The organism is Phreatobacter aquaticus (assembly GCF_005160265.1).
In the GTDB taxonomy this organism is placed as follows: Bacteria; Pseudomonadota; Alphaproteobacteria; order Rhizobiales; family Phreatobacteraceae; genus Phreatobacter; species Phreatobacter aquaticus.
In genome coordinates, this window is record NZ_CP039865.1 from 4644918 (window position 1) to 4663990 (window position 19073).

General features: G+C 65.2%; 18 protein-coding genes and 1 tRNA gene. 4 read left to right on the top strand and 15 right to left on the bottom strand.

Annotated features, from left to right (window positions below):
- Positions 1-41: 41 nt before the first annotated feature.
- The gene (gene ettA / locus E8L99_RS22105; protein WP_137101587.1) at positions 42-1694 is read right to left on the bottom strand and encodes an energy-dependent translational throttle protein EttA; all 1653 of its coding nucleotides are present in this window, start codon (positions 1692-1694) and stop codon (positions 42-44) included.
- Between the two features lie 196 nt (positions 1695-1890).
- Between ettA and E8L99_RS22110 the strand changes: the two genes are divergently transcribed.
- On the top strand, positions 1891-2256 hold the full coding sequence (locus tag E8L99_RS22110) for a hypothetical protein (RefSeq protein ID WP_137101588.1): 366 nt from the start codon (positions 1891-1893) through the stop codon (positions 2254-2256).
- Here E8L99_RS22110 and E8L99_RS22115 read toward each other — a convergent pair whose 3' ends face one another.
- Both E8L99_RS22115 and E8L99_RS22120 read right to left on the bottom strand, forming a co-directional pair.
- Positions 2257-3225 (bottom strand): alpha/beta fold hydrolase, encoded by a 969-nt coding sequence (locus E8L99_RS22115; RefSeq protein WP_137101589.1) that lies wholly within the window; start codon positions 3223-3225, stop codon positions 2257-2259.
- 109 nt (positions 3226-3334) lie between these two features.
- Positions 3335-4903, bottom strand: a complete 1569-nt coding sequence (locus tag E8L99_RS22120) for an MDR family MFS transporter (RefSeq protein WP_137101590.1) — start codon at positions 4901-4903, stop codon at positions 3335-3337.
- A 330-nt stretch (positions 4904-5233) separates the two neighbouring features.
- On the opposite strand from E8L99_RS22120, the gene E8L99_RS22125 reads away from it, so the two are divergent.
- Complete coding sequence (locus E8L99_RS22125; RefSeq protein ID WP_137100300.1) at positions 5234-5578, top strand: hypothetical protein; 345 nt, start codon at positions 5234-5236, stop codon at positions 5576-5578.
- Between the two features lie 132 nt (positions 5579-5710).
- Here the strand turns inward: E8L99_RS22125 and E8L99_RS22130 are convergent.
- A tRNA-Ile gene (locus E8L99_RS22130) sits at positions 5711-5786 on the bottom strand.
- Positions 5787-5917: 131 nt separating this feature from the next.
- On the opposite strand from E8L99_RS22130, the gene E8L99_RS22135 reads away from it, so the two are divergent.
- Entirely contained in the window at positions 5918-6667 is a 750-nt protein-coding gene (locus E8L99_RS22135; RefSeq protein ID WP_137101591.1) for an SIMPL domain-containing protein, read from the top strand.
- Here E8L99_RS22135 and E8L99_RS22140 read toward each other — a convergent pair whose 3' ends face one another.
- Positions 6668-8452 (bottom strand): ABC transporter ATP-binding protein, encoded by a 1785-nt coding sequence (locus E8L99_RS22140; protein WP_137101592.1) that lies wholly within the window; start codon positions 8450-8452, stop codon positions 6668-6670.
- A 225-nt stretch (positions 8453-8677) separates the two neighbouring features.
- On the opposite strand from E8L99_RS22140, the gene E8L99_RS22145 reads away from it, so the two are divergent.
- Positions 8678-9289: a TIGR02466 family protein gene (locus E8L99_RS22145; RefSeq protein WP_137101593.1), complete on the top strand. Its 612-nt coding sequence runs from the start codon at positions 8678-8680 to the stop codon at positions 9287-9289.
- A gap of 3 nt (positions 9290-9292) precedes the next feature.
- Here E8L99_RS22145 and E8L99_RS22150 read toward each other — a convergent pair whose 3' ends face one another.
- The 10 genes from E8L99_RS22150 to E8L99_RS22195 all read right to left on the bottom strand — a co-directional run bounded on the left by E8L99_RS22150 (position 9293) and on the right by E8L99_RS22195 (position 18970).
- Positions 9293-9664, bottom strand: coding sequence for a hypothetical protein (locus tag E8L99_RS22150; RefSeq protein ID WP_137101594.1), 372 nt, complete (start codon positions 9662-9664; stop codon positions 9293-9295).
- A complete protein-coding gene (locus E8L99_RS22155) occupies positions 9661-10068 on the bottom strand; it encodes an acyl-CoA thioesterase (protein WP_137101595.1) in 408 nt (135 codons plus the stop codon). Before E8L99_RS22155 ends, E8L99_RS22150 begins: the two co-directional genes overlap by 4 nt.
- 131 nt (positions 10069-10199) lie before the next feature.
- Positions 10200-10481, bottom strand: a complete 282-nt coding sequence (locus tag E8L99_RS22160; protein WP_137101596.1) for an HlyU family transcriptional regulator — start codon at positions 10479-10481, stop codon at positions 10200-10202.
- A 309-nt stretch (positions 10482-10790) separates the two neighbouring features.
- Complete coding sequence (locus E8L99_RS22165; RefSeq protein WP_137101597.1) at positions 10791-11177, bottom strand: ribosomal maturation YjgA family protein; 387 nt, start codon at positions 11175-11177, stop codon at positions 10791-10793.
- 13 nt (positions 11178-11190) lie between these two features.
- Entirely contained in the window at positions 11191-11802 is a 612-nt protein-coding gene (locus E8L99_RS22170; RefSeq protein WP_137101598.1) for a LysE family translocator, read from the bottom strand.
- Positions 11803-11908: 106 nt separating this feature from the next.
- On the bottom strand, positions 11909-12352 hold the full coding sequence (locus E8L99_RS22175) for an SRPBCC family protein (RefSeq protein ID WP_137101599.1): 444 nt from the start codon (positions 12350-12352) through the stop codon (positions 11909-11911).
- A gap of 274 nt (positions 12353-12626) precedes the next feature.
- Positions 12627-14621: an RNA polymerase sigma factor RpoD gene (gene rpoD, locus E8L99_RS22180; protein ID WP_137101600.1), complete on the bottom strand. Its 1995-nt coding sequence runs from the start codon at positions 14619-14621 to the stop codon at positions 12627-12629.
- Between the two features lie 224 nt (positions 14622-14845).
- Positions 14846-16768, bottom strand: a complete 1923-nt coding sequence (dnaG, locus tag E8L99_RS22185) for a DNA primase (protein WP_137101601.1) — start codon at positions 16766-16768, stop codon at positions 14846-14848.
- Positions 16769-16820: 52 nt separating this feature from the next.
- Positions 16821-18407 (bottom strand): ABC transporter substrate-binding protein, encoded by a 1587-nt coding sequence (locus E8L99_RS22190; RefSeq protein WP_252511188.1) that lies wholly within the window; start codon positions 18405-18407, stop codon positions 16821-16823.
- A 107-nt stretch (positions 18408-18514) separates the two neighbouring features.
- On the bottom strand, positions 18515-18970 hold the full coding sequence (locus E8L99_RS22195; RefSeq protein WP_137101603.1) for a molybdenum cofactor biosynthesis protein MoaE: 456 nt from the start codon (positions 18968-18970) through the stop codon (positions 18515-18517).
- Between the last annotated feature and the right edge of the window lie 103 nt (positions 18971-19073).

Sequence of the window (19073 nt, forward strand, 5' to 3'; positions counted from 1 at the left end):
GGCTGCTGGACGGCGGAGAGAGCTCTCCGCCGAGCACCCGATCAGCGCGAGAACTTCTTGTACTGGATGCGCTTCGGGATCGTTGAATCGGTGCCGAGGCGCCGCTTCTTGTCTTCTTCGTAATCAGCGAAATTGCCCTCGAACCACTCGACATGGCTGTCGCCCTCGAAGGCGAGGATGTGGGTCGCGATGCGGTCGAGGAACATGCGGTCATGGCTGATGACCACGGCGCAGCCGGCATAATCCTCAAGTGCTTCCTCGAGCGCGCGCAGCGTCTCGACGTCGAGATCGTTGGTCGGCTCGTCGAGCAGCAGGACATTGGCGCCGCGCTGCAGGATCTTGGCGAGATGGACGCGGTTGCGCTCACCGCCGGAGAGCTGGCCGACCTTCTTCTGCTGGTCGCCGCCCTTGAAGTTGAAGGCGCCGCAATAGGCGCGCGCGTTGATCTCGCGCTTGCCGAGATAGAGGATGTCGTTGCCGCCCGAGATTTCCTCATAGACCGTCTTGGTATCGGCCAGCGCGTCACGCGACTGGTCGACATAGCCAAGCTTCACCGCGTCGGCGATGACGATCTCGCCATTGTCCGGTGTCTCCTGGCCGGCGATCATCCGGAACAGCGTGGTCTTGCCGGCGCCGTTCGGGCCGATGATGCCGACAATGCCGCCCGGCGGCAGCTTGAACGACAGGTCGTCGATCAGCAGCTTGTCGCCGAACGCCTTGGACAGGCCCTTGAATTCGATGACGTTGTTACCGAGGCGCTCGGCGATCGGAATGATGATCTGCGCCGTGGTCGGGCCGGCTTCCGCCGCCTTCTTGACCAGTTCGTCATAGCGCTGGATACGCGCCTTGTTCTTCGCCTGGCGCGCCTTGGGCGAGGAGCCCATCCATTCGGCCTCGCGCTGCAGGGCCTTCAGGCGCGTCTCTTCCTCGCGGCCTTCCTGCATCAGCCGCTTCTGCTTCTGCTGCAGCCAGGACGAATAATTGCCCTCGTAGGGAATGCCCTTGCCGCGGTCGAGCTCGAGGATCCAGCCGGTCACATTGTCGAGGAAATAGCGGTCATGGGTGACGATCAGGATCGCGCCCGGATAGGTCCTCAGATGGCCTTCCAGCCAGGCGGTCGTCTCGGCGTCGAGATGGTTGGTCGGCTCGTCGAGCAGCAGGACTTCCGGCTGTTCCAGCAGCAGCTTGCACAGCGCCACGCGGCGGCGCTCACCACCCGACAGCTTGTCCACGGCCCAGTCGTCGGGCGGGCAGATCAGCGCGTCCATGGCCTGGTCGACCTGGCTGTCGAGATCCCACAGGCCCTGGGCCTCGATCTCGTCCTGGAGCTTCGCCATGTCGTCGGCGGTCTCATCCGAATAGTTCATCGCCAGTTCGTTGTAGCGATCGAGGATCGCCTTCTTCGCGGCCACGCCGAGCATGACGTTCTCGCGCACCGTCAGCGCGGGATCGAGCTGCGGCTCCTGCGAGAGGTAGCCGACGCGCACGCCCTCGCCGGCCCAGGCCTCGCCGGTAAATTCCTTGTCGATGCCCGCCATGATGCGCAGCAGGGTCGACTTACCCGAGCCGTTGACGCCGAGAACGCCGATCTTGGCTTCGGGATAGAACGACAGATGGACGTTCTCGAGAACCTTCTTGCCGTTCGGATAGGCCTTGGTGAGGCCGGTCATGTGATAGGCGAATTGGCGGGCCATGGGGTCTCGCGAAGGTCTGGGACAAAGCTGTGTTGTGGGTTGCCGGCAGATAACCGAGTGCACGACGCCGCCGCAAGGGACGTCACCGAAAAATCGGCCAAAACCCACGCCATCAGACGGCAACACTTGCACGCCAAGTTGACACCAGCCGCGTCGAGGGGCGTGTGCATGGGACCTTCAACTGGGGACAATGACTATGATCTTCAAGACCATCGCCGCCGCCGCAATCACGGTTGCCTGCCTGTCTGGCGCTTCCGCGCAGGAAATCGGTGGCCGCTACCAGGTCCAGGGCCAGAATGCCAACGGATCGACCTATCAGGGCGTCGCGGAAATCTCTGGAACCGCTGGAGGCAATTGCGCGATCCGCTGGAGCATCACCAACACGCCGCCGACGCAGGGCTTCTGCATGCGGCAGGGCAATGTGTTCTCCGCGGCCTATCGGATGGGCAATGCGATCGGCCTCGTCGTCTATCGCCTGGCCGATGGCGGTGCGCTGGAAGGCACATGGTCGATCGCCGGCCAGGAAGGCGTCGGCAAGGAGCGGCTGGTTCCCGCCCGCTGATCAGAGCCCCTTCAGGAAGGCGATGAGGAGGTCGTTGACCTCCTCGGGTCGCTCCTGCTGGATCCAGTGCCCGGCGCCATCGAGAAGATGGACGCCGCGGCATCCCGGCAGCGTCTTGGGATAGGCCTCGATCTGCGCCTTCGATGCCGGGAAATGCATGACCCCGTCATGCGATCCCGCGATGAAGAGCGACGGCTGGCGGATTGGTTCGCCGCGCCACGCCGCGCCCAGATGGAAATTGCGGACGAGATTGCGGTACCAGTTCAGCCCGCCGCGAAAGCCCGACACCCGGAACTGCTCGATCATGTAATCCATGTGGTCGGCCGGCAGCCAATCGGGCATGGCGCCGGGCTCGTCGATATTGGCCAGCAGGCCGCCGGGGCTCTTCATCCGGATCATCGACTTCTTGCGGTCCGGGCGGTTGCCGAAACCGTCGAAATAGATGCGCCGGAGGCTCTCGGCCGGATCCTTGTCGAGTTCCGCGTCCGCTATGCCGGGGGCCTGGAAATACTGGATATAGAAATCGCGGATTCCGAGCTTCTCAAGCGAGCTCAGGAGATCGGTATGGCCCGGCGGCGTCCAGGGCACGCTCATGCCAACCACCGCGCGGAACATGTCTGGCCGGAACAGCGCACAGTGCCAGGCAACCGGCGCTCCCCAGTCATGGCCGACGACCACGGCCGAGGTCTCGCCCAGCGCCTTGACCAGACAGGCCTGATCACCGACCAGATCGAGGATCGTGTAGCGGTCGATCTCGGCGGGCGCATCGGTACCGCCATAGCCCCGCATGTCCGGAGCAACGGCGCGATAGCCTGCGCGGGCCACCGCCTCGATCTGGTGGCGCCACGAGGCCCAGCCTTCCGGCCAGCCATGGCAGAACAGCACAAGCGGCCCCGAGCCTGCCTCGGCATAGCGCATGGTGATGCCATTGGCCTTGATGCTCTCAAGGCGGATCGTTGGGTCGTTCATGCCTGTCCTCCGGTCGGGCCTTGCCGGCCTCTTTGAGAAAGGCATTGGACCGGACAAGCGGCGGTCTCGGCAAGATCAAAATGGATCTGCGGCTACCGGTCTTCGCCGGTCAGTGAGCCAGCGCCGCAGGTTCGGCCGGCTCGTTGGCGGGTGCCGTTCTCAGCGGCAGGTCCCGGATGCCGAGCGCGACAACCACAGCAACGGCCATCAGAACGGCGCAGGCGAAAAAGGCCATGTGGAAGGCGCCGGCCAGCGCCACCTGCACCTGCGGCATCATCGCGGCCGGCACGCCGGCAATGGCCCCTCCGGCGTGGCGGACCTCGCCGAGATCAATCCGGGCGGCAATGCCGAGGTCCATGAGGCGGGTCGCAAAGCCGTTGGCGAGCAGGGCGCCGACCAGCGTGCTGCCGAAGGCGCCACCCATCGTGCGCAGGAACAGGACGCTGCCGGTGGCCGACCCCACATCTCGCCGATCAGCGGCATTCTGCACGCAGACCAGGCTGCTCGGCATGATCATACCGATGCAGAATCCAAGAACCACCTGATAGGCGATCATCACGATGCGTGGCGTCGAACTGTCGAGCACGGCCAGCATGAGGAAGCCGAGGACGCAGCCGCAAAGCCCCGCCACCATGATCGCCTTCATCTTGCCGCGCCGGCGCGCCAGCGTTCCCGCGCAATAGGCTCCCACGCAGCTGAAGCCGAGGAAGGGCACCAGCAGGATGCCAGAGGTTGCAGCATCGAGCCCCCAGACAAGCTGGAAGAACAGAGGCAGCAGGAAGCTCGCGGCAAACAGCCCCAGCGCCCCAAAGAAGGCGATGAGCACGCCGCGCACGAAGACCGAATTGGCGAACAGGCGGGGCGGGAGAAGCGGGTCGGCCGCACGGCGCTCCTGGAACACCAGCAGCGCGATCAATCCCACGCCGGTCGCGACCAGCGCGAGGATGGTGGTGGACAGCCAGGGCACCTCCACACCGCCCCAGCTCAGGACCAGCAGCCAGACGCTGATGGTCGCGGTCAGCAGCAGCGCACCGATCCAGTCGATCCTGGCCGAAACGGCGCGCGGCTTCAGGACCTTCAGGGAGCGATCGCAGAGGACCATGGCAATGGCGGCAAGCGGCAGGTTGACCCAGAAGATCCAGCGCCACGACAAGGCCTCCGTCACCCAGCCGCCCAGGATCGGACCGGCAACGCAGGCGACGGCCCAGGTGGAGGCCATGTAGACCTGGTAGCGGCCGCGCTCGCGCGGACTGACCACATTGGCGATCGCCACCTGCGCCATGGCCATGAGGCCGGCGCCGCCAACGCCCTGGAAGGCGCGGGCGATGATCAATTGTCCGAGGCTGCCGGCCAGCGCGCAGCAGGCCGAGGCGACGGCGAAGATGACGAGCGCGATCAGCAAGAGCTTCCGCGGGCCGTAGATGTCCGACAGCTTGCCGAAGATGGGCGTCATCGCGGTCGAGGTCAGCAGATAGGCGGAAATGATCCAGGCGAGGTGGCTGAAACCGCTGAGGTCGGCGGCGATGGCCGGCACGGCTGGAATGACCACTGTCTGGTCGATCGCGCCGAGGAAGATGCACAGCAGGATGCCGCTCAGCACCCGCAGGATCTGCTGATGGGTGAATTGGGGCTGATCCGCCTGAGGAGTGGCCGTTCCCTGCGTGTCGGAAGCCTGCATCTGGTCCACATTCGGGCTTATCGGGGGAGGGAATGCTCCGACGCATCGCCACTGAGCGAGTGGGAACACCTAACTTTCCCGCAGCGCAGCATGAGACACCACGCCCAGCATCTCAATCCAGCCGTGCATTCCTGCGCGGCATTGAGAAGATCACGATAGAGGGAGCGTGCCGAACGGGCCGGACTGGCGGCCTCCGCTCACCGTTTCGCGGTCTGCTGGCGGCTTCAAAAAAATCCGCGATCCCCGCTGAACCTTTTGTCCTGGTCGGGAGACTCATGGAGGACAGGGCGGCCGAGCCGGCAGCCCAACCCGAGCCCAAGGATCACTGCCATGACCTCCATCAAGACGCTTGCTCTCGCTGCCGCCGCCGTCGCCGGCCTCGGCCTGTTCGCCACCACCGATGCGGAAGCCCGTGGCTTCGGCGGACGCGGCGGCGGGTTCCACGGTGGCGGTTTCCGCGCCGGTGGCTTCCATGGCGGCGCCCGCCACTTCGGCGGCCATCATTTCGCGGGCCATCGTCATGGTGGCTACTGGCGCGGTGGCCGCTGGCTGCCCTACGCGGTCGGCGTGGGCGTGATCGGCACCGCGGCCGTCATCGCCGACAGCTGCTACCGCAGCCGCTGGGTCGACACCCCCTACGGTCTCGTTCGCCAGCGCGTGAACATCTGCGACTGATCACCGCCCGCCGTGCATGACCTCCCGTTCCTGACTTGGCTCCGGTCGCAAGACCGGAGCCCTTGTCGTCAGAGCAGGGTCATGGCGCTCCATGGAGAGCATCAGACGGCGTGTCCGCGAAAGCCTTGAAATTGGTGGGCCCGGCAGGACTCGAACCTGCAACCAGAGTGTTATGAGCACCCGGCTCTAACCATTGAGCTACAGGCCCACCGTCCGACAGATTGTGCTGCCGGAATGCCGCAAATCGGCTGCAAAGCAGCGGCCTGATCTGGGGTTCCATCTGATCGCATCCAAGCCCGGCGGCGTCAACGCCCCGCGCGCCTTGCAACGGAAACCGCCATGGCCTCGACCTCTCTGCTCTCGCTCACCCGCCTCTCCTTCTCCGTTGCGCCGGCATTGGCACTCGCCGGAGTGATGGCGCTCGCGGTGCCCGCCGGTGCCCAGCAGGCGCCCGTCGTCCCACCGCGCACCATCACGATGCAGGGCGAGGCGCAGGCGGTCGCAGCCCCCGATCTCGCCGTCGTCTCCGGCGGCACCCAGGTCCAGGCGCGCACCGCACGCGAGGCGATGGACGGCAATTCACGGATCATGCGCAGCGTTCAGCAGGCGCTGAAGGAACTCGGAATCGAGGATCGCGATATCTCCACATCGGGGCTGACCCTCCGCCCAACGATCGAGTACCAGCAGGGGACCAACCGGCCCCGTGTCGTCGGCTATGCCGCAGGACACCAATTGTCGGTGCGCATCCGCGACCTCGCCAAGCTTGGCGACGTGCTGGACCGCATGGTGACGGCCGGCGCCAACCAGATGGACAATCTCCAGCTCACCGTCTCCGACTGGTCGCGCAAGGTCGACGAGGCCCGCGCCACGGCGATTGCCGATGCCCGCCGCAAGGCCGACGTGCTTGCAGGCGCAGCCGGCGCCCGGATCGGCCGCGTCATGACGATCGAGGAACATGCCGATGGCGGACCAGTCGTGCTGCGCAGGGCGGCGCCGGCCATGGCGTCCCAGTCGGGACCTGCGCCGGTTGCGACCGGCGACCAGAATTTCCGCCTTCAGGTGACGGTCACCTGGGAACTGGTGGACTGATTATTCGGCAGCGTCCGAGCGGTCGCCGAACTGGATCGACACATAGTGCGCATAGAGCCCATTGCGGGCGATCAGTTCGGCATGGGTGCCGGTCTCGACGACACGGCCGGCCTCGACCACCAGGATCTTGTCGGCCCGCATCACGGTCGACAGGCGATGGGCGATCACGATGGAGGTTCGGCCGGTCATCAGTTCGTCGAGCGCGCGCTGAACCTCGAACTCGCTCTCGGAATCGAGTGCCGAGGTCGCCTCGTCCAGCAGCATGATGGGCGCATTCTTGAGGATGGCACGGGCGATCGCCACGCGCTGGCGCTGGCCACCCGACAGGCCCTGACCATGCTCGCCGACCAGCGTCTGGTAGCCCTCGGGCAGGCCAAGAATGAAGTCATGGGCATAGGCAGCGCGGGCCGCCGCCACAATATCCTCTTCGCTTGCGCCCGGACGGCCGACCGCGATGTTCTCGCGAACCGAGCCCTGGAACAGGAACACGTCCTGGCTGACGAAGGCCATCTCGCCACGCAGCGATGCGAAGGTCACATCGCGCACGTCCTGACCGTCCACGGTCACCCGGCCTGAGCCAACGTCAAAGAAGCGCTGCACCAGGGCGATCACCGTCGACTTGCCGCCGCCGGACGGTCCGACAAGCGCGGTCATCTTGCCGCCTGTTGCGACAAAGGACATGTCGCGCAGAACCGGCTCATCGCCACGATAGCTGAAGGTGACGCCCTCGAAGGCGACGGTGCCGGCCGCCATCTTCAGGCTGGCCGCATCCGGCTTTTCCGTGAGCGTCGGCTCGGTATCCAGCAATTCGTACATCAGGCGGACGCCGACCAGCCCCTTCTCGACCTCGACGCCGAGGCGCGCGAGGCGTTTGGCCGGATCATAGGCGAGCAGCAGCGCGGTCACGAAGGCGAAGAAGGCACCGGCATCGACGCCCTGGTGGATCACCCGCCAGGCGCCGTAAACGATGGCCGCCGAGATCGCGAGGCCGCCGAGCGTTTCCATCAGCGGCGCGGTCCGCGCGCCAAGGGTCGCGATCTTGTCGGCACGCTGGCGCACCGCATCGATGGTCGCGTCCATCCGGTCCTGCATCCGATCCTCAAGCCCGAATGCCTTGACGATGCGCACACCCTGCACGGTCTCCTGCACCACGCCGACCATGGAGGACAGCGAGGTGAATTCGCTCTGGGCGAGGCGCCGGACACGGCGGCGCAGCTGGTTCACGCCATAGACGGCGAACGGCATGACCAGGCCCGAGACCATGAACATCAGCGGATCGGAGATGAGCATCACGACAATCAGCCCGGCCACCGTCAGCAGGTCGCGGCCGACCGTCGTCACGATGTTCTGCAACACGTCCCGCGCGGCCTGGGCATTGTGCGTGACGCGGGTCACCAGATCGGCAGAGGCGTGCTGATGGTAGAAGTCGACGCCCTGGGCAAGCAGATGGCGGAAGATGCGCGTCTGCTGCGCTGCCACGATGGCATTGCCGATGCGCGACAGGATGACATTGGCGAAATAGGCAGCCACACCCTTGATCAGGAAGACCGAGAAGACCGTGACGCCAAACCAGACCGCCAGGGTGAAGTCGCGGTTCTGAAACACGCCATTGATAAGGTCGCGCATGACCCAGGCGGAAAAAGCCGTGCACAGGGCAACGACCGCCATGCAGATGAAAGCCAGCACGTAGCGCGCGGCATATTCACGGATGCTCTCGGCCACGAGCCGCTTGAGGGTCTCGCCGCGTTGTGGGTCGGTCTTCAGAAGGAGGTTCAGAAGCCTCATCGCGGGGCGAAACTCTGCAGGGGGATCAGCGGGCGCAATATCAGGTTTGTGAAGCAGGACCAAGGCCGCAAACGATTTCAATGCGCAGCGCCCTGCTCATATCCCTCGATAGTCGTGGAAAGCTGGCGGGAACCTGACGTTCGCGCCCTGCCGGCGCAGATCGACACACGCCGCCGATCATGGGATATCGGCCCGCACTATCTGGGTAGCGAACGGGACAACACAATGGCGGCGATCGAGCATCTTTTCGTCACGCGGCTCTATCGCGCATCCATCGACGCTGAGGGACTTCTCGAGGAAATCGATCCCCTGTGCCGGTCCCTCGCGGTTGACGATCAGGCCGGCATCCGCTGGTGCGCCAAGAACGGCTATCCCGGCTATACCAGCTATGCGTCCCTCAACGACCTTCCCTGGCGCTTCCCCACCTTCAAGGCGCTTGGCCGCCATCTCGATCGCCACGTCGCCGATTTCGCCATGGACCTCGCCCTCGACCTCGGCGGCCGCAAGCTCGTCCTGGACTCGCTATGGGTCAATGTCCTGCCGGAAGGCGGCGCCCATGCGTCGCATATCCACCCGCACAGCGTGATTTCCGGCACCTACTACGTCGCCATGCCGGCCGGTGCGCCTGCTCTGAAACTCGAAGATCCGCGCCACGGCCTGATGATGGCGCACCCGCCGCGCAAGAAATCGGCGCCGCGTGAGTTGCAGAGCTTCGTCTCGGTGCCTGCCGAAGCCGGCACCGTGCTGCTCTGGGAGAGCTTCCTGCGCCACGAAGTGCCGGTGAACCGCTCGGCCGACGAGCGGATCAGCGTCAGCTTCAACTATCGCTGGGGCTGATCCTCAATCGGCGCTGTGCTTCTCGATGTGAAACGCATGCAGCAGCCGGTGGCCGATCGGCGCCAGCACCATGCCGGTGGCCGCCACGATCACAAGACCGGAAGCCAGCGCATAGCAGCCGGCGAAGATCTTGCCGGCATTGGTCTGCAGCGGGCCAAGCGGCCCCATGCCGGACAGGATCATCGCGGCATTGGCGAAGGCGTCGATCAGCGACATGCCCTCGAAGCCCGCATAGCCGGCGATCCCGATCACCAGCATCACCGCATCGAGCACGAGGGCCAATCCGATGGCCTTGGCCAACCGAAAGCCGAAGTCCCGCCGCGACGCCAGCGGATCGTGACGAGCCTCGAACAGGATTGGCGACCCATCCTTCATGCCGGCAAGGCCGGCACCGGCCTCGGACGACCATCCTCGTCGATGGCGACGAAGGCAAAGGTCGCTTCCGTGACCTTCTCGCGCACATTCTGGCGGAACCGCTGCGCCCAGGCCTCGATATGGATCTTCATCGAGGTGCGGCCGACATGGAACACGTCCGTATAGACCTCGAGCACATCGCCGACCCGAACCGGCCGGATGAAGGTCATCGAATCCACCGCGATGGTGACCACCCTGCCCTCCGCGCGTTCGACGCCGGCAATGCCGCCCGCCTGGTCCATCCGCGCCATCACCCAGCCGCCGAAGATATCGCCGTTCGCGTTCGTATCGGCCGGCATGGCGCTGATCCTGACCGTCAGCTGGCCGCGCGGCTCGGCATCGATCGAGACAACAGTCCTGGGCATTGCGGAGGGTTCCGATCGTCTCGGCAGAAGGGGGGAGGTCGCAACCAGTGTCGTCAGGTTTCGCGTCCGGCGCAATCGGCTGCCTGGCGGATCACCCCGGGGCCTCATCCGGACGACCGTGACCGGGCAGCCTATTTGAACATCCGCTCGCCCTGCTCATCAACGATCTGCCGGCCCTTGGAGAGCGTGAACTGCACCGCATCCTCCAGCGCCGGAAACCGGTCGACCCGGATGAAGCTTGCCTCCTTCAGCGTGCCCTCCACCTCCTTCTCGATCGTACCGGCCAGCTGATATTGGCCATCGGCCTTGAAGGGCTTCGCCTTGATCAGGAAACCCTTGTGCTCGAGCGATGGCGCCTCCTGGGGCGCTTCCGGAGCAGAGCTGCGGCCAAACAGGGCTTTGAAGAACGACATGAGGCAAACCCATCCAAGCGAATGACGAGCTGCAAGCTAGCCCGATCGGGCGCCGAACGGAACGGCCCATGGCCGGCCAAAGGCAAGGCTCGCGACGCGCCGGTGCCACAGGTCATTGACGTATATCAATTTCGGCCACTTCCCCTGCCGTTAGCGTCCGCCGGTCTGGGGAGAACACGAATGACCGAAGGTCTCTTTATCACGCTGGTTCTGGCCGTTTTCGGCGCGTTCTCCGCTGTCCTTCTGTGGGTCGATTTCACCACCAAGGACAGCCGCCCGCCGATGCAAGGCCCCAAGTAGCGCGCAGGCTCAGGCCGGCCGGATCGCCCATCGGTCGAACAGCGCAGCGCATGTGATCCCGCCGAGATAGGCGGCGACATCGCCCCACGAGAAGTAGCGGCCGATCAGGATGACGCCGATCGTCGTACGGCGGATCGCGTCGAGCCAGTCCCAATGGATGAGCTGGCTGAACTCCACGCCGAGCGCGGTCACGGCCGCGAAAGCGAAGACCGCCAGCCTTGGCGCGCGGGGAATGATCAGGGCCGCGACGCAATAGACCATCGCGCCCCACAGCGTTGCGCCACCGAACTTGCCCACCACCCAGGGAAGGCCGAGCGCCGGCCAGCGCAGCGTGAAGGCGGCGATGATCAGCACGATGGCGATCGTTGCGAAGGTCAGGCGCGTGCGGGCGAGCATGACGATTGCCGTTTCAACGTTCCGTCAGCGCCAATCTTGCCCCAAGTGCCACAAACGCAGCCGCGAAGGTGCGGCGCATCCACGCCATCACGGCGGGACGGCTGATCACATGGTCGCGCATGGCGGCGGCGAACAGCCCATAGACGGCGAAGACGCCGAACGTCATGGCCATGAACACGCCCGAGAGTTCCAGCATGCGGGCCAGCGGGTGGGCGTCACCTGCATCGATGAACTGCGGCAGGAAGGCCACGAAGAAGATCGACAGCTTCGGGTTCAGCACGTTGATCAGGACGCCGTCGGCAATCACGCGCAACGACGTGCGGCTGTCGGTGGTGGCCTCGACCTTCAGGGCGCCATCCTCCCGCAAGGTCTGCCAAGCCATCCACAGGAGATAGGCGACGCCGGCATATTTCACGAGATTGAAGGCAAGCGCGCTGGTGTGCAGCAGCGCGGCAAGACCCATCATGGCGGCGATCAGATGCGGCACGATGCCGAGCGTGCAGGCGAAGGCTGCGAGCACACTGGCGCGACCACCGCGCGAGAGGCCAGCGGCCAGCGTGTAGATCACGCCGGTTCCAGGCGACGCCACGATGATGAGGGATGTGAGCAGAAATTCGAACGACATGGCCCTCGTCACCCTTTCAAGCAGCTGGCATCACCACGGGCAGTAGACTAGCGCGCATGACGACGCGCGCAATGGATGTGACGGCCCACAGCCGACGGTCGGCAGGTCATTGATTGATCTCGGGTTCGACCAGGCGGGCGAGATTGCGCAGCGATTCCTGCCAGCCGAGATAGCAGGCTTCCACCGGAATGACGTCCGGAATGCCCTCCTGCACGATGCTCACCTCGGTCCCGACCAACACCTTCTTGAGCGTCACCGTCACCTGGATTTCGCCGGGCAGATTGGGATCATCGAACCTGTCCGTGTAGCGCAGGCGCTCGGACGGCACGAGTTCCAGATATTCGCCGCCGAAGGAATGGCTGAGCCCGGTCGTGAAGTTGCGGAATGACATCTTGAAGCCGCCGCCGACCTTCGCCTCCAGATGATCAACCGTGCAGGTGAACCCGTTGGGCGGCAGCCATTTGGCGAGAGCATCGGCCTCTATGAAGGCGCGATAGATCTTGTCGGGCTTGGTGGTCAGGATGCGGTGGAGACGAACGGTGTCGGGCATGGATGTCTCCAGTCTGGGCAAGAGCCGCCGGGCCAGAAACGGCTTCAGAGCAGGTGCGCTTGACCACCGCGAGGCTACCGCGCGGCCATGAGATCGGCAATCCGCGGGTCGTCAATCCAGATGACGTCGCCTGTGGAGCGTTCGAACTACACCGATATCAGGACGGTCTCGCCTGCCTTCACCGGCAACTCTGCAAGCAACCGAACGGACCCGACAAAAGAAAACGGCGGACCAAAGCCCGCCGTTTCTGCAAATTCAAGAACTGACAGCATCCTCAATTGTCGAGGAAGCTCCTGAGCTTCCGGCTCCGCGACGGATGCTTCAGCTTCCTGAGCGCCTTCGCCTCGATCTGGCGGATACGCTCGCGGGTCACCGAGAACTGCTGGCCAACTTCTTCCAGCGTGTGATCGGTGTTCATGCCGATGCCGAAGCGCATGCGCAGCACGCGCTCCTCGCGGGGCGTGAGCGAGGCGAGCACGCGCGTCGTCGTCTCGCGCAGGTTCGACTGGATCGCCGCATCGATCGGAAGGATCGCATTCTTGTCCTCGATGAAGTCGCCGAGATGTGAATCTTCCTCGTCGCCGATCGGCGTTTCGAGAGAGATCGGCTCCTTGGCGATCTTCAGGACCTTGCGGACCTTTTCGAGCGGCATGCCGAGCTTTTCGGCAAGCTCCTCGGGCGTCGGCTCGCGGCCGATCTCGTGCAGCATCTGCCGGCTCGTGCGCACGATCTTGTTGATCGTCTCGATCATGTGCACGGGGATGCGGATGGTGCGCGCCTGGTCGGCGATCGAGCGGGTGATCGCCTGCCGGATCCACCAGGTGGCATAGGTCGAGAACTTGTAGCCGCGGCGGTACTCGAACTTGTCGACCGCCTTCATGAGACCGATGTTCCCCTCCTGGATGAGGTCGAGGAACTGCAGGCCGCGGTTGGTGTATTTCTTGGCGATCGAGATCACCAGACGGAGATTGGCTTCCACCATCTCCTTCTTGGCCTGACGGGCCTCGCGCTCGCCCTTCTGCACCATCTGGACGATCTTGCGGAACTCGCCGATCTCCAGCGCCGTCTCGGTGGCAAGCGCCTGGATCTCCGCGCGGATCTCCTTGATCGTTTCCTTCTCGTCGGCGACGAAGCCCTTCCAGCCGCGCACGCCGAGCGAGGCGACGCGCCGGATCCAGTTCGGATCGAGCTCGGAGCCCTGATATTCCTTCAGGAACGACAGACGGTCGACGCCATAGCTTTCGGCAAGGCGCAAGAGCCGGCCTTCATAGCCGACCAGACGCTTGTTGATGTCGTAAAGCTGCTCGACCAGGGCATCGATACGCGCCTGGTTGAGCGACAGCGACTTGACGTGGAGGACGAGGTCCTCGCGCAGCTTCTTGGCGCGGCGCTCCTGGCTCGGCGACAGCTTGGTGTCGTTCAGCCGGTTCTCGACGTTCTGGTCCTGAAGCTTGCGCAGCTTCTTGTATTCGTCGGCGATGGTGTCGAAGATTTCGAGCACCTTCGGCTTGAGTTCGGCCTCCATCGCGGCGAGCGACACGGAATTCTCCATGTCGTCCTCGTCGTCGAGGTCGGCTTCCGTCACGCCGGGCGGCAGACCATCGGCCTCAGCCTCGGGAACGATCGGTGCTTCGCCATCGGCCACCACCGGCGCATTCTTGCCGTCGGGGCCGGCATAGGTGGCCTCGAGGTCGATGATGTCGCGAAGGTAGATCTTTCCTTCGTTCAGCTCGTCGCGCCAGATGATGATGGCCTGGAAGGTCAGCGGGCTCTCGCAGAGGCCTGCGATCATCGCCTCGCGGCCGGCCTCGATGCGCTTGGCGATGGCGATTTCGCCCTCGCGCGACAGGAGCTCCACCGAGCCCATCTCGCGCAGGTACATGCGGACCGGATCGTCCGTGCGGTCGAGCGGCTCGGAGGCACGCTCAGACTTCACCACGGCGCGCGGGGTCGCTTCCTGCAGTTCGCTGTCCGGCTCGTCCGGCTCGGCGGCTTCCGCCTCGCGGTCGCCGTCCTCGGCGGTCTCGTCATTGTCGACGACATTGATGCCCATCTCGGAGAGCATGGAATTCATGTCTTCGATCTGGTCCGAGGTGAAGGATGCCGCCGGCATCACCTCGTTGATCTCGTCGATCGTCACATAGCCGCGCTTCTTGGCGCGCTTGATCATGGCGCGAACGCCGGCATCCGACAGATCCAGCAGCGGGCTATCGGGGGCCTCGGCCTCCTGATCAGCGCCTTCCGGTTTTTCGGTTGCCTTGGTTGCCATGTCGTCGTCCATTTCTAGCCGGGAAAGCCCGGATGGTGCATCGACTTTGGGCGGGTACCCAGCCGACGCCAAAAAGGGGGCGGCGCTCACACACGAGCGCGCCCCCCAAACTCACACGTGATTCGCTACCCTTAGGGTCTGCGTCGTTAAGCCCTCGTAAACCATGGCGCGCCGCCTTCATTTTGGCCGCGCGGTCGTCCCCCGCATACGTTTCCGGTCTGACGTCAGGCCGACCGGCCGCCTCTGCCCGACATGGCGCCAAACCCCTCGACCAGGGCTTCGGTACCAATCAGCTCGGATTCCCGATGTTTTGCATCGGCGAGCCATTGCCAGTTCGCCTCGGTGGGGTCGTCACCATAGGCTCGCTCGGCATCCCGGATTTCCTTAATTAGCGCTTGCTTCTTCCGATGCAAGGTCAAGAGCTGACCAAATGTCACTTTCACATCGTCCGGTGCCGCGCCGGGCATGGCTCCCCACACCGATTGGGAGGTCACGAGCGAGCGGACATGGCGCACCAGTTCGTCATGGCCGGCAACGATCAGGGCTTGCGCGTAGGTGTCTTCGTCCGGCTCGATGCCATGGGCATGCTGGTCGAGAAGCGCCGATTTCAGCGCTTCCGCCTGCGGATGGCGCAGATCCAGCGATGCGATCGCCTCCTCCTCCCCATCCATCAGCCAGGGATGGTTGAGCAGCGCCGTGAGGATCAGCGCCTCGCGGATCGGCATGGCGGCCCGGGGGCCCCGCACCAGCGCGCTGTTGGCGAGCGATGGCGAGGGACGGTGGTCCGGCACGGCAAACGCTGCGCGCCCGCGGAACCCGTTCTGCCCGTAGCCGGCCTGACCCTGCCCCCGTGCGGGGCCTCGCCGTTCGCCCTGGGCCGGACGGAACAGGTCTGACAGGCGGCCAAACACGTCGTCGCGGTAGTGCCGGCGCACGCTCTCGTCAGCGATGGTGGCCACGATCTCGCCGAAACGGGCCTCCAGCGCCGCGCGCTTCTCCGGCGTCGAGAACATGCCGGCTTCCGTCTCGCGCTGCCAGAGCATGGCGGCGAGCGGCTGGGCGGTGGCGAGGATCGCATCCATGGCCTCGCGGCCCGAGGTGCGGATGAGATCGTCGGGATCCTGGCCCTCGGGCAGCGCGGCAAAGCTCAGGCTGCGGCCGGGCTTCAGGAGCGGCAGGGCGATGTCGACGGCGCGATAGGCGGCGCGCCGGCCGGCCTTGTCGCCATCGAACAGCAGGATCGGTTCCGGCGCCATCCGCCACAAGAGCTCGAGCTGGCCTTCGGTCAGCGCCGTGCCGAGCGGCGCCACCGTCTCGCCGATGCCCGCCATCACCATGGCGATGACGTCGACATAGCCTTCCACCGCGATGACGCGATTGGCCTTGTGGCTCGCCTCGCGGGCGAAGAAGGCGTTGTAGAGCAGCGAACCCTTGTGGAAGAGGTCGGTTTCCGGCGAGTTCAGGTACTTCGCCGGGACATCCTTCTCCATGGCCCGGCCGCCAAAGGCGACGACCCGGCCGCGCAGATCGGTGATCGGGAACATGACGCGGTCGCGGAACCGGTCATAGGGCACCGGGATGTCGTCGCCATGGACCAGGAGGCCTGCGGCGATCATGTCCTCGACCGGCACGCCCTTGGCGCCCAAATGCTCCTTCAGCGCGAAGCGCGAGGCCGGCGCATAGCCGATGCGGAACTTGACCTGGGTCGGCGCGCCGAGGCCGCGTCCGCCGAGATAGCCGCGCGCCTTGGCGCCGTTGCGGTCCTGCAGCTGGGCCTCGAAGAACTTCGCCGCGAGCTCCATGACATCGTGGAGGGTCTTCGCCTTCTCGGCGCGCTGGACCTCTTCCACCGTCACCTTCGGCATGGGCACACCGGCCTGGCCGGCCAGCCGCTCCACGGCCTCGGGGAAGGATACGCCTTCCACCTCCATCAGGAAGCGGAACTGGTCGCCATGCTTGCCCGAGGAGAAGCAGTGATAGAAGCCCTTCTGGTCGTTGACATAGAAGGATGGGGTCTTCTCGGCATTGAACGGCGAGAGCCCTCGCCATTCCCGCCCCTGCTTCTTCAGCTTGACGCGCTGCCCCACCACCTCCGACACGGGGAGGCGTTGCCGGATCTCGTCCAGAAACGAGGGAGGGAAGCGCATGGCCCTGCTCTTAGCACCTTGTCGCCGCCCGCCGAAAGCATCCTTCTCGGCCTCAGCCCCGCTTGATGTTCCAGAATACCGGGTTGCCGTTGAGCATACCGGTGAGGTTGGAGCGGTAGGCGGTGGGGAAGAACCGCTGTCCGAGCGGCACATAGGGCACTTCCTGGAAGGCCAGCAGCTGCATCTTCCTGGCGACCTCGGCCGCGGCCGCCGCGCTCGGCGCCTTGAACCAGTCGTCGCGCATGGTCTCCAGCGCCGGAACGGTCGGCCAGCCGGGCGCGCCGTTACGGCCATTGGCGCGCAGGAAGGCGTGGCCCGCCGGGGTGAAGTGGTCCGTGCCGCTCCAGAACGTGTGGAACACGTTCCAGCCGCCCTGCTCCACCGGCTCGGTCTTGGCGCGCCGCTGAACAACGGTGCCCCAATCCATCAGCTGGTAATCGACATTGAAGCCGAGCTTCTGGAGAAGATCGGCGCCGACATCCGACAGGGCGCGCGAGGACGCGATATCGGTCGCGCCGAGGACGACGACCTTCTCGCCCTTGTAGCCGGCATCGATCACCGCCTTCTTGAGCGCAGCGAGATCGCGCGGCTTGGTCAGAACCTCCATGCCCGCATCACTCGCCATCGGCGTGCCCGGGCAGAAGATGCCGACGCCGTCCTTCCAGAGATCCCGCTCACTGGTCTGGCCCTGCATGAAGTCGGCCTGCGAGACCGCCGACAGCACGACCCGGCGCAGCGCCGCATTGTCGAAGGGCGCGACCAGGTGGTTGAGCCGCATGGTGGAGATCCAGCCGGTCGGGTCGATCACCTTGGAGGCAACCCCGTTCATCCGGCGGATCGCCGGCAAGAGGTCGGCATCGGGCGAATACCACCAGTCGATCTCGCCGGCGCGCAGCGCGCTCAACGCCGTGTTGGAATCCGGCATGATCCGCCATTCGATCCGCTCGAAATGGGCGACCTTCGGCCCGGCGGTCCAGTCCGGCGTGCCGCTGGACCGCGGCACATAGCCGTCGAACTTGGCATAGGCGATCAGCGCGCCGGGCACCCGCTCGCCCGCCAGGAACCGGTAGGGACCGGAGCCGACCATCTCGGTGATGCGCTCGGTCGGGGATGTGTTGGCGAGCCGCTCGGGCATCATCGCGCACATGTTGGGCGAGGCCTTGCCCAGCGCATCCGGCAGCAGCGGGAACGGATATTTCAGGCGGAAGCGGATGGTCTTGTCGTCGGGCGCGGAGAGCTCGTCGGTCGCCGCCATCAGGGCCTGGCCAAAGGCATCGCGGGCGCCCCAACGCTTGATCGAGGCGACGCAGTCGCGCGCGAGCACCGCCGAGCCGTCATGGAACTTGAGGCCTGCGCGCAGCGTGAGGTTCCAGACCTTGCCGTCGGCCTCGGTCGCAGCACCTTCCAGCATCTGCGGCGACATCTTGTACTGGCCGTCCATGCCGAACAGCGTGTCGAACACGAGATAGCCGTGGTCGCGGGTCGGATAGGTCGTGGTCCAGACCGGATCGAGCACCGCGACATCGGTCTGCGGCACGAACTTCAGCACATTGGCGCCCTGCGCCAGCGACAGCGACGGCGCCGTGAGGGTGGCCAGCGCGGAAGCGGTGAACGTGCGGCGGTTGATAGACCTAGCCATGACTGTTCTCTCCATAAGACAAAACCGGCGCGGATGCTGGGGTGGTCAGATGGGCCTGTAAAGCGCAAAGAATGGACCTCAAGACCGCGATTCAGACAGAAGCCGGCTCAAGAATTGGCCCAGCGCTCCGCCGCCTTGTCGTCCGTCTCCTTGGCCTCGACCCAGCCGCCGCCCTGCGGCTTGTCCTCGAATTTCCAGAACGGCGCATTGGTCTTGAGATAGTCCATCAGGAACTCGGCGGCCTCGAAGGCGGCGGCGCGGTGTTCCGACAAGGTGACCACCAGCACGATGTTGTCCCCCGGCTCCATGCGCCCGTGCCGATGGATCACCAGAGCATCCTGCAGCACCCAGCGGGCGCGGGCCTCCGCCTCGATGCGGCTGAGCTCGGCGACCGCCATGGCCTCGTAGGTCTCGAGCGTCAGCGCGCCAATTGTCTCATCACCGGTTACACCTCGGCACAGACCGGAAAAAGTGACGACCGCGCCGACATCGGTCCGCCCGCGCGTCAGGCGCGCGACCTCGGCCCCGATATCGAAATCCTCTCGCTGGACGCGCACCGCCATCGCTCTCTCCCTGGCCCTCATCCCCTAGCAACGAAGTTCGGCGAATGCGAGGCCACCCATTCACCTGTCTGACAGGTTTGCGCCTGTATCATCGGCGGATCAT